The organism is Metabacillus sp. KUDC1714 (assembly GCF_014217835.1).
Lineage (GTDB): Bacteria > Bacillota > Bacilli > Bacillales > Bacillaceae > Metabacillus > Metabacillus rhizosphaerae.
In genome coordinates this window covers 4,545,685-4,557,829 of record NZ_CP055263.1, presented here as the reverse complement: position 1 = coordinate 4,557,829, position 12,145 = coordinate 4,545,685, and the positions used below count along the sequence as shown (strand labels likewise).

Annotated in this window: 9 protein-coding genes; 1 reads left to right on the top strand and 8 read right to left on the bottom strand. The window is 34.9% G+C overall.

Translation table 11 applies throughout. The features are described from left to right. Window positions 1-13: 13 nt before the first annotated feature. From HUW50_RS20920 to uxaC, 4 genes are all read right to left on the bottom strand, one after another. A complete protein-coding gene (locus HUW50_RS20920) occupies window positions 14-1,504 on the bottom strand; it encodes a UxaA family hydrolase (RefSeq protein WP_066340489.1) in 1,491 nt (496 codons plus the stop codon). Further along, window positions 1,488-2,972, bottom strand: coding sequence for a tagaturonate reductase (locus HUW50_RS20915; protein ID WP_066340487.1), 1,485 nt, complete (start codon window positions 2,970-2,972; stop codon window positions 1,488-1,490). Before HUW50_RS20915 ends, HUW50_RS20920 begins: the two co-directional genes overlap by 17 nt. 106 nt (window positions 2,973-3,078) lie before the next feature. Continuing rightward, entirely contained in the window at window positions 3,079-4,089 is a 1,011-nt protein-coding gene (locus HUW50_RS20910; protein WP_185653200.1) for a LacI family DNA-binding transcriptional regulator, read from the bottom strand. Between the two features lie 36 nt (window positions 4,090-4,125). After that, entirely contained in the window at window positions 4,126-5,553 is a 1,428-nt protein-coding gene (gene uxaC / locus HUW50_RS20905) for a glucuronate isomerase (protein WP_066340478.1), read from the bottom strand. 322 nt (window positions 5,554-5,875) lie between these two features. On the opposite strand from uxaC, the gene HUW50_RS20900 reads away from it, so the two are divergent. Then, window positions 5,876-6,754, top strand: a complete 879-nt coding sequence (locus HUW50_RS20900; RefSeq protein ID WP_066340476.1) for a hypothetical protein — start codon at window positions 5,876-5,878, stop codon at window positions 6,752-6,754. 144 nt (window positions 6,755-6,898) lie between these two features. Here HUW50_RS20900 and HUW50_RS20895 read toward each other — a convergent pair whose 3' ends face one another. The 4 genes from HUW50_RS20895 to HUW50_RS20880 are packed head-to-tail and all read right to left on the bottom strand — an operon-like array spanning window position 6,899 to window position 12,032. Then, window positions 6,899-8,890 (bottom strand): beta-galactosidase, encoded by a 1,992-nt coding sequence (locus HUW50_RS20895; protein WP_066340474.1) that lies wholly within the window; start codon window positions 8,888-8,890, stop codon window positions 6,899-6,901. Window positions 8,891-8,936: 46 nt separating this feature from the next. Beyond that, window positions 8,937-9,614 (bottom strand): rhamnogalacturonan acetylesterase, encoded by a 678-nt coding sequence (locus tag HUW50_RS20890; protein ID WP_066340471.1) that lies wholly within the window; start codon window positions 9,612-9,614, stop codon window positions 8,937-8,939. 43 nt (window positions 9,615-9,657) lie between these two features. Beyond that, window positions 9,658-10,692 carry a glycoside hydrolase family 88/105 protein gene (locus tag HUW50_RS20885; protein WP_066340468.1) on the bottom strand — a complete coding sequence of 345 codons (1,035 nt, stop codon included), beginning with the start codon at window positions 10,690-10,692 and terminating at the stop codon, window positions 9,658-9,660. Window positions 10,693-10,733: 41 nt separating this feature from the next. After that, the gene (locus HUW50_RS20880) at window positions 10,734-12,032 is read right to left on the bottom strand and encodes an ABC transporter substrate-binding protein (RefSeq protein WP_396652551.1); all 1,299 of its coding nucleotides are present in this window, start codon (window positions 12,030-12,032) and stop codon (window positions 10,734-10,736) included. Between the last annotated feature and the right edge of the window lie 113 nt (window positions 12,033-12,145).

Below are 12,145 nucleotides of genomic sequence, written 5' to 3'. Positions count from 1 at the left end.
CCCTTCATTAAAATTATAACGTAACACCTGTTTTAAAAATAGCAATCTCTCTAAAGTTATTCTTTTCGTGATTCAAAAGCTCACCACTTGCAACCTTTATAATATAAGTAATAAAATCCTCTAAAAGCTCTTCTGAGGATTGACCTTCAATAAGTGTCCCAGCATTAAAATCAATCCAATGACGCTTTGTTTCAAAGATTTGTGTGTTCGTTGATATTTTCATCGTCGGGACAAATGTCCCAAACGGAGTCCCTCTCCCTGTAGTAAACAAAACGAGCTGACAGCCTGATGCTGCTAATGCGGTAGATGCAACCAAATCATTTCCAGGTGCACTTAGAAGATTCAATCCTTTTGAGTGTAATCTTTCACCATATTTTAAAACATCTACTATTGGAGCTGTTCCCGCTTTTTGAGTACAGCCTAGAGATTTATCTTCAAGTGTTGTAATTCCCCCTGCTTTATTACCTGGTGATGGATTTTCATAAACAGGCTGATCATGTTTTTGAAAATACCGTTTAAAATCATTAATTAACTCAACAATTTCATGAAATACTTCTTCATTTTCCGCTCTTTCCATCAATATTTTCTCTGCACCAAACATTTCTGGAACTTCAGTTAATACAGTTGTCGCTCCTTGTGCAACTAAATAATCGGAGAGTCTTCCAAGTAAAGGGTTAGCTGTAATGCCTGAAAAGCCATCCGAACCACCACATTTTAAACCGATTTTTAATTCAGACAAAGGAATATCCACTCTTTTATCAGCTCTAGCATTCTCGTAAATCTCAACTAGCAGATCTACACCCTCTTCAATTTCATTTGAAACCTCTTGTGAACGGAGAAACTTAACTCGATTCTCATTGAATTCACCTAGTGAGTCCTTAAACTCATGAATATCATTATTTTCACAGCCAAGACCTAAAACTAAGACACCACCTGCATTTGGATGTTTCACTGCATTCCCTAAAATCGTTCGGGTATTCACATGGTCATCACCAAGCTGTGAACAGCCATAATTGTGTTTAAGAACTTGTATATGTTCGAAGGGAGAAATGTCTCCAACCCTTTCTTTAAATTCTCGGATGATTTGATCTGCAATCCCGTTCACACATCCTACCGTTGGTACGATCCAAAGCTCATTACGAATTCCTACCTGCCCATCGTCTCGCTTATACCCTTTAAAGGTCATATTTTTTCGCTGTCCGATTATATGTTGAATGTTAGGATGATATTCATATTCTTCCACACCAGACAAATTTGTCTTCGTATTATGCGAATGCACCCAGGTACCAACATCTATATCATCTGTAGCATGACCGATTGGAAAACCATACTTTAGAATATTTTCGCCAGTTTTTATGAACTTCAATGAGAACTTATGTCCTTTAGCAACAGCCTCTTTTAATTGAATTGTTTCGCCATCTACTTCAAGTTTTTCATTTTCTTCTAGATGGCGTATAGCAACCGCAACATTATCAAGCTCATTTATTTTAATAAACGCTTTCATTATATTCACCCTTTAAGTGTGGTAATTGTTTAAGAGCCTCAGTCATACCCAATTCAGCAATTGTTACTACATTTCGTGTTACCGATTCGGTTAAGTTGGGTATCTCATTTAAATTTAATCCCCAAAGTCTTTCATCAGCCAAAATATTTGAAACAAGATCTCCAATTTTCATTTCACTTTCATCACAGTTGCTCCATAATTCTTTAAATAAAGTTAATGTCACTTCATCATCAACTAGGTCAATTTCTTCAGTTCCACGTTTTCCCTTGTAGAAATAGATCAGAGCACTTAATGAAAAAACGATACCTTTTGGCAGCTTTCCAAACTGATCTACAAAGTCGAGTAGTGTCGGTAAGATCCTAGCTTTAAATTTTGAGATGGAATTTAATGCAATACTTGATAAATAATGATGAATAAAAGGATTTTTAAATCGATTTAAGACATCCTCCGTAAATTGGGTAAGCTCTTCTTTGGAAAAGGATAATGTCGGAAGAATTTCGTTTAAGATTGTGTCCTCGACATATTCCTTCATAATGTCTGTCGTAACTGCTTCACTTACTGTGTTTAAACCATATAAATAGGCAACAGGTGTCATCAAAGTATGTGCACCATTCAATATTTTTACCTTCTTCAATCTGTAGGAGCTTAAGTCGTCGACTACATGGACATTTAATCCTGCTTTTTCAGCTGGAAATTCATCTTTAACAAACTCTGGACCTTCAATAACAAACAAGTGAAACTGCTCGCCAACAACAACTAGCTTATCTATATAACCAAGTTCTTCTGTTTTTTCTTTAATTGTATCCTTAGGAAATCCTGGTACGATTCGATCGACTAATGTATTGCAAAAGGTATTCGCATCTACGACCCAATCAATAAATTCAGTTTCTAAGTTCCAAGTGTGAGCATATTGCAAAACGATTCTTTTTAATTCCTTTCCATTTTCCTCAATCAACTCACATGGAAAAATGATAAACCCTTTGGAAGGGTCACCTTTAAAAACTTGAAACCTTTCATACAAAAATGCTGTTAACTTACCGGGAAAGCTTTTTTGTGGTCGATCATGAAGTTGATCCTCCACTTGAAATGTAATACCAGCCTCAGTCGTATTTGAGATAATAAAACGTAGTTCTGGATTTTTTGCCATTGCTAAATATTCACCATAATTATTGACTAAATTTATCCCTCTGCTCACACTACTAATTACTTCATGTTCACTAACCGGTTTTTGATCTTTAATACCTTGCAAATATAAGGTATATAGTCCATCTTGTTCGTTTATCGTATCAACAGTTCCGTTCGATGTTGACTGCACAACGACAACACAACCATTAAATAAATTCTGCTTATTCATTTCGTGAATTTGCCAATCTGTAAAAGCTCTTAGAAAATTGCCAGTACCAAATTGCAGCACTTTTTCTGGATATAATTGATCATTGTCCACTAACTCTTTAGTTAAATTTTGCAATTTATTGCCTCCTCAGAAAAGAAATTTTGCACACGTGAACATTTTTGTAAATAATAATGAAAGTGTCTGAACCATAATTTCAACATCTATGTTCAGACCCTTTCAATTATTGTACTACGCGAGGTCCATCGACAGTTTGACGATTGACTAAGTTAGTTGTTAAGTATATTGGAGCAGCTTCTCCCACATCTTCATCCATTAATTCTAATAGCTTTTTTGCACCAACTATACTAATTTGTTCAATCGGTCTTTTAACTGTAGTTAGAGCTGGTGTCGTATATTCAGAAAAGCCAATATCATCGAAGCCAATAATGGACATTTGCGTTGGTACGACAAGTCCTGCTTCGTTGATTGCTTTCATTGCTCCAATTGCCATATCATCATTTGAACAAAACACCGCAGTAGGTGGACTATTTAGTGATAATAATTTTTTCATCGCCTCATAGCCGCTTTCCATATCATAATTCCCTTTCACCATATACTGCTGAAGAATAGGTACATTATGATCAATCAGAGCATTTAAATAACCTTCTTTTCGTTCTTGTGATGAGCGAAATTCTGATGTGCCTTCAATAATAGCAATATTCTGATGGCCATTCTTAATGAACAAACTAACGGCTTCATAAGCTCCTTCACAATCATTAGATAAAATATTGATGATTGATCGATCCTCAACCTTGCGATTTAAAATCACAAGTGGGATTTTTTGCTCTAAAACATGATAGATAAACGCGTTATCCACATCACTTTGGCTCATCAAGATAATTCCATCAAATCTTTTTCGAGTGATAGATGAAAAAGATTGAAAATCCTGGATTCCTCTCACAAATAAATTATAATTTTCATCAATAACCGTATGGACACCTTTGATGGTTTCAGCTAGAAAACTTGAAGATGTACCATTAACTAAGCTAGTTAAAAATAATCCAATTGTATACGACTTTTGCAGAACAAGACTTCGAGCATGCACATCAGGTGAATAGTTAAGTTGGTTTGCTATCTCAACGATTTTTTGTTTTGTCTTATCTTTTATTAATGGACTATTGTTAAGTGCTCTAGAAACTGTTGTATGTGAAACATTTGCTAACTTAGCAATATCTTTAATTGTAACTGCCACCTAAATACCTTCTTTCAATTCCTTTAACCAAACATATTATCCTTTTTCTAGTTCCAAGACACCGTTAAATTGAAAGTATTCTTTCGCATTGTAATATGAAATACCTTGCACAATTTCACCTAGCATGTCAGGATCATTCGGTACTTCACCATTTGCCACCCATTCCCCAATTAATTGACAGATAAGTCTTCTAAAATATTCATGTCTTGTATAAGAAAGAAAACTTCTAGAATCTGTAAGCATACCAATAAATTGACTAAATAGCCCAATATTCGCAAGCGTCTTCATTTGATCTAACATACCGTCCTTCTGATCATTGTACCACCATGCAGTTCCAAACTGCATTTTACCTCGAATTCCTCCACCTTGGAAGCTACCAATCAAGCTTGCAAGCACATTGTTATCTCTTGGGTTAAGTGAATAAACAATCGTTTTTGGTAGTGCATTCTCACTTTCCAATCGATCAAGGAATTGGCATAAAGGCTTTGCAACAAGATCATCATTCATACCATCATATCCAGTATCTGGCCCTAGCTCCCTTAACATTCTACTATTATTATTTCGTAGAGCGTTAATATGTAATTGCATCGCCCAGCCTAGGCTAGAATATTTCTTTCCTAAGAATACTAATGTATAAGACTTATATTTCTTTTCATCCTCAAGACTTACCTTTTCACCCGCTAAAGCTTGTTTAAAGATTCTATCAACTTCAATTTTGTCTGCATCAGCAAACATCATCGTGTCAATCGCATGATCTGATACTCTTCCTCCAAGTTCATGGAAAAAGTCTACTCTTGATTCTAGTGCGGTTAAAAAATCATCATAATTGTTAATTGTTGTATTCGAAATCATGGAAAGGCTTTCAACCCATGCAACAAATTGATCTCGGTTTATTTCTAAGCCTTTATCAGGTCTAAAGCTTGGTAAAACACGAACTTGGAAATCGTCTGTTGCATTTAACTTCTGATGATATTCTAGTGAATCAACAGGGTCATCTGTAGTGCAAATGACTTCGACACCAGACTTTTTAATAAGCTCTCTTACGGTAAATTCTTCACTGTTCAATAATTGATTTACCTTTTCCCATATCATCGGTGCACTTTTTTCATTTAAAATGTCGTAAATACCGAAAAATCGTTGCAGCTCTAGATGTGTCCAATTATAAAGAGGATTCCCAATAGTCATTGGTATCGTTTTTGCCCATGCTAGGAATTTATCATAATCACTCGCATTACCCGTGATAAATTTTTCTTCAATTCCATTCGCTCTCATTGCTCTCCACTTATAATGGTCCCCATATAACCAGGCCTCAGTTATATTTTTAAACTGTTTATTTTCATAAATTTCTTGAGGACTTAAATGACAGTGATAATCAATAATTGATAAGTCCTTAGCATATTGGTGATATAAAGTAACAGCCACATCATTTGTTAATAAAAAATTTTCTCCCATGAATGTTTGCAACTTATTCAACCCCTTTAGGTTTTAAATTCTTGCACACGTGAACATAATTGTAAAAATCAAAACATTTATTTAACTTATTTTAAACTATTCAATTTTTGCACACGTGAACATTTAACTTTATTATATGCTGTTAGGGAAAAATATTCAATATTTTCGAACAATATAAAAAACATTTTATAATCATCTATTATAATAGTTTTGAAAGATAGTTAGAAATATAGTATCAATATTTTTTTATGGTAAATTTATCATTTTTTTAATAAACTAGAAGTAATGAAATAATGACTTTTGATCTAAAAAAACAAGAAAAGGTTGAAAATAAATGAAAAACAACAAACACTTTCTACTTAGACTACCTCTTTTGGCTTTGATTTCATTCCTTTTTCTTTCAATTGCAGTATTTTTTGTTAAGGACAAGAAAAAAATATCTTCTCAATTAGAGACTTCAAAATATCCAATTCCGATTATGACTGTTATAAGAAAAAGTTTTGGTGTTTCCTCTTCTTCAGGAGAATTTGATCATATTATCAGTGGAATGTCTAAAATTGATGTTTTAAAGCAATACATCAAGCAAGTTGAAATACCGATTACTGGTATGTTATTCCGTAAAGCTGTCAACGATGTTTTTTGTTTAAATTTAAACAAAATTTCAGACGAAGGTGAAGGAGCAAAACTCTTAGTCTATTCTGACGAAATTATGGAAGGGTTGAGAGAAGCTCTAAATATCAAAAACCCTTCAACTGAATCTAATAAAACCATCATGTCATTAAAAAAAGCGGAAGTGATGGACCTATACCTTAAGACATATAATCTTCATACATACGAAGAATTAATAAGGATCGTTAATTTAATCTATGGCATAAACCTACCAGGGATTTCATCACTAGAGGATTCACGGATTTCTCTATATTCTAAAAATCAATGGTTGCTACAAAAAGATACAAATTTATTTGTCGTCTACACAGGAAAAGGTGATATAGATGTAAAAGTGTATCCTACTCCATATTACATTAAACAAACTGGTCTAACTGAATTACCTCAAGAACTTCAAAATGCCTTACTAAATCTCGGGTTTCGCTTTGATATTGAAAAGGCAGCCTATTACTATCAAAACCCGTCCGGTGAAACAGTTTCAGATTCATTCAAAGGACAAACTCTTAATGCAATTCGAGCAGTTGTTGGTAACATGACGGTCGATTAATTGAATATCGGATCATAAAATTGAAAAAGACAATGCACCCTACGCATAGATGCTTTGTCTTTTTTCAAGAAAACGAATTTTGGTTTTATCACGAATAGGTAATTGCGGTTCATTCTTAGCCATATATAAACTTCCTATTTCTACTCAATCATTTGTAAACCGAATTATCTTATATTGAAATGGTTCGATTTCACATTCCCTATTCGAAATATATTCATTTGATAATTCATCAATTCCATCATATGGGAGAGTAAATGTTCCGCCCATACCATCCATATTGACAATAATCCATACTAGATATCCATTTCCTTGTCTTGGCGCTACGATTGTCCCTTTTGATACATCTGTCTTCAAAGTAACATTAGCTTCTTCAGCATAATGATTGAAACATTTCTTCAATAAAAAGTCTCCTTGCTCACCTATTGGTAAAGATCCTAACATAACAATTTTGCCTTTTCCACGCCTATTTTCTGTTAAGAATGCTTTTCCTGCAGAGAGTCCATTCTTAATAATGCCTACTGACTTTCCTTCTTTTGGTTGAAATACCGAACTCCATATTCCTAAAGTTGCGCTGGTTTCCATAAACTCTCCAATTGATTCAGTACCATCCATAGGATACGTAAATAGTGTTTCTACACCGGCAAGTTGATCTAACTCCCCTAATGCAGCATCTGTATGAATCGTATGATTTATCGTTCTACCACCTGAAAGCGGTCCAACAATCCATATTCCTCCTTCCTCAACAAATTTTTCTGCTTGCGAAATATAATTTGGCGATAAATAGTGAACAAATGGAGTGAACAGTAATTTATACCCATTTAAATTCGCTTGTTCAGGAATAAGGTCACGATGGTAACCAATTGATAAAATTTTCTCATAATAATCAATCATAAGTGATCGATAATCTAAGCCTTTATGTGGCTCTGTTTTTATAAAAGCCTTCGCGATATCTGAATAGGTAATTGCCACTTCAGCTTGAATGGGTTTTGTAGACAGGATAACAGACTCTATTTCTTTTCTTGCCTTCTCTACTTCCATTACATTCTCAAAGCCAACTGTAGGTTTTCCCCATGCACTAATAACAGATCCATGTGGTTGTTCACATCCAGTGCGTTGCTGTCTCCAAAGCCAATAACAAAAGGCCTCTGCTCCTAATGCATAAGCCGCAACAGCCTCTGCTTTAAGATAGCCATTTGGATGTGGAACAGCATAGTTTTCTAGTGAAGCGCTATAAGATGGGCTGGTTTCCATAATCCAAAAATCTTTGCCCTTCTTAAAATTCCGCCACAAATCACAGTTAAATAAATAGGAAGCAAAATTATTTTGTTCTGCATACGTATCAAATGACGCGAAATCCAGGTTTTCGTAAAGTCGCTCATTATCAACATGAAAAAAGGTTGTACTATTATGTGTGATCGGTGCTTGAGAATGTTTACGGATAATTGCTGCTTGTTCATCTGAAAATTCAGCAATTTTTTCATATGAAAATAGCTGATACATTGTCTTTAACGATGAATTATGTAGAAAAGGTGCCGGATGAGGTTGTGGAACTTGGTCAAATTGATGATAATGTTGGCTCCAAATATGGGTTCCCCATGCTTCATTTAATTCATCAATTGTTCCATAGCGTTTTTCTAACCATTCATGCCAAAGTGTCTTACATGTTGTACACATACATTCACTTACATGACATTTAAATTCATTGTCGATTTGCCAACCTATTACTCCGGGAAGATTTCCAACTGACTTTGCAATTTCCTCAGTAATAATCGCAGCTCTTTCACGAAAATAAGCATTATTCGTACAAACATGCTGACGAGAACCGTGTCCCATCACCCGTCCGTCTGCATCAACATACATTCTTTCTGGGTGATTGTGGGTTAACCAAATTGGCGGGGTAGGTGTTGGTGTACACATGATTGTTTCAATTCCATGATTACTCAATTTATTAATCATGGAATTGAAGAAACTAACATCAATCTTCCCTTCTTCCTTTTCAATGATTGACCAAGCAAATTCACCCATTCTGATAACATTTATACCAGCTTCAATCATTAAGTTTATATCGTTTTCTATTGCTTCTTCATTCCATAATTCGGGATAGTACGCAGCTCCATGGTATAGTTTATTGCTCATATTGTCTGCCCTCCTCAATCTATTTAGTGAAAAATACGAATCTTGATTAGTCAGTTATATATGATCCAATCGATAATTCTAATTCTTTTATTCCTTCAATGACGAGCTTTGCTATTTCATAGGCTCCAGCTTCGCAAAAATGGGTATTATCCTCAATCCCATCAGGATAGTTTGGATGTTTATTTGGCAGGAACATCGTAAATAATTTCCGTGATTCTTCTTCTCCCAAAGCTTCATAAAGGCTTTTTGTTTTTGACCATAAATCAATTAATGGTACATTCTTCCTTTCAGCTAATTGGATCATGGCTAAAGGATATTCTCCTAATGTATTTTCGAGTTTTCCATTTTTATCAAACTTACGACGATGTACGGATGTAAGCAGGATTGGATGTGCTCCTTTTTCACGAGCACCAGTTATATATTGACTTAAATAGTATTGATATGTGCTATACGGCTCTGTCCCATAAAATTTTTGATCATTATGTCCGAATTGAATGAATAAGTAATCGTTTGGCTGAATGTGTTCTAGTATTGTCCTGAGTCTTCCTTCCTCTATGAAACTATTTGAGCTTCTTCCACCAAGAGCTTCGTTAAAAACAATAATTTTTTCATTAAAAAAGGTTTGAAAAACTTGACCCCATCCAGCCATTGGAGCTTCATGCTTTGGACAGTTTGCCACAGTTGAATCACCTGCTAAATAGATCGCTTGTCTCTTCAAATCCATTTAGAATCTCCTCCTTCTTGCAGATCATTGATAATTTAACAGATTACCTGTAAACAAGTTTACTAGTCTTTAATAATTCTGCTAAAAAAACGAGTGCTAACCCTTGACCCCATCCTTGAATACGTTTATACGGTACATTTTTATATCCAACCGCATCCTTCATTACAGCCGTACCAGCTGAAACTTTAGACACTTTTCCATCTTCTTCAATTTCATTTAATATTCCACTGATTGCTTTTTGGGTGTATTTATTATATAGGGTACCTCTAGTAAGAATGGCAGCTGCAATGGCTGATGAACCTGATACTTCAAGATATGATGTTGGGTCATCAACAATGGTGTGCCATAAACCTGATTCAGCCTGGAGTCTAACAAGTGTACTTAATTGATCTCTTAATGAGCAATCGATGATCATATAAGACGGATGCTGAACCTCAACTAACTCCAATGCTTTTGCCATTGTTAATGCAGCCCAACCATTTCCACGAGCCCAGTAAATTGATGACATATGATTTTTGGCAATATTGTCCCATCCATGATAATAAAGATTTGTCATTGGATCTTGAAGGAAGTCTTCATGGCCATGATATTGCTTAAGTCCGTCTTCAACATAATCCTCTCGATTTAGTAGTTTTCCAACACGTAATAAAAATAGCCCTGCCATCATCATCGTATCGACCCAAGCCTGTTCTGGAAAAACATCCTTCACTGAGTTAACAGTATGTTGAAATACTCCATCAGCAAATCTTGGAGCATCATTTTGAAGGTAATCTGCCATATCTTTTATTACAATTAAATATTTCTCATCTTCTGTAACGTTAAAAAGTGTAATAAGTGCATGTCCGATCGATACACCATTAATTGATAACTTTGGTAATCCATCTTCAAGCCATTCATCCACCCATGATTTTAATAGATCGATATATTCTTGTTTTTCTGTTGCTTCATATGCTTCTGCAACTCCATAAAAAGCAACACCACCAGGCCAATCCCAGTTAAAATCCATTTGAAATGTACGTTCCACTACAAGATCGATTAGTTGACGAATTTCCGCTTCATCAAATTGAAGTTTTGGCATACTATTATCCCCCCATTACTTAATCCTACTATCCTAAGTCTCTACTTACCTTGTAAAATATTATCTGCCTGGGCTCTGAATTTTTTTGCACCTTCTTCAGGCGTAATTTTTTTAAATAAAATTTGGTCTGAAATATCTTTTAGCGCTTTCATAACTTCTCCACTTCCAATTGGATCTGGTGGATAATATTCACTCGTTATTTTTTTTGCATCTTCTACATATTTAACAATTTTTGATTCACCCTCTGTAAGCTCTGGTTTAATAGCTTCAGATACTTTTGTGGAAACAGGTACACCGCGTTCACCTTTAATTAATTTATTTGCGGCAACATTATTTACGAAGAAGTTAATAAATTTAGCGGCTTCATCCTTATGCTTTGAGCTCTTAGGAACAGAGAAAAGCATACTTGGTTTTAAAAATAACGCTTTATTTTCAAGATGCTCAGGTGGTAGATGCAGTGTTAATGGTGCATCTGTTAATTGATCAAAAGCTGCATACTGGTTTGAATAATTCCAAGTAATCGCAGAAGTCCCTTTTACAATAAAGTCATCCTCCACACCTCGAACTGCTGCCCCTTCATCAGGGGTTGGAAATGCATGTCCATCAATAAGCCTTACTTGTCTTTCGAAATAATCGACAAATAATTGATCATCAGTATAAGCAAGACCTGTTCCATCTTCTTTATAGAATTTTTCACCTTTTGTTCTTAAATAGTAAGGGAAAAAAATATCTGGTGGACTCATCCCATTTGATCCGTATACATTTGCTTTTTTCCTAATATCTAGTGCAACTTGTTCCATATCACTCCAAGTCCAACTATTTCCATCGATATTGATTTCAGACTTCTGCAATATATCATCATTTGTAATTACAGATAAAACATTAATACCAAGTGTAAAACCGTACATTTTGTCACCTATTTTTCCACTGGTTAAAACACTTTCATCAATTGATGAAACATCAATCGTTTCGTCCTCTATATATGGTGTTAAATTTTCTAACAATCCGATTTCACCATATTGAGATAAATACGCCATATCCATTTGAAAAACATCAGGAAGCTCATTTGCAGCAGCCATTGGAGCAAGCTTTCTCCAATAATCATCCCAGTATGCAAATTCTGCTTTGATATTAACATTTGGATTTTCCTTTTCATACATTTCGATAACCTTTGTTGTATATTCATGCCGAGTTTGACTTCCCCACCATGCAACTCTTAATGTTATGCTCTCTTCTCCACTTCCTCCACCATCACCTGTCTTCGTTTTACTCTCTGAACTACATGCAGTGAAAGTAAACAAAAACACAAAAATTAGGGCTAAAAGCAAAGCTTTTTTCACATACATCCCCCTCATTTATATGTAAGTGCTTACACATAAAAGTTTAATAGGTCAAAGAATTATTTTTAATATAATAACTAGATAAAATTGTTTAAAAAACAGAGGAATCCTTT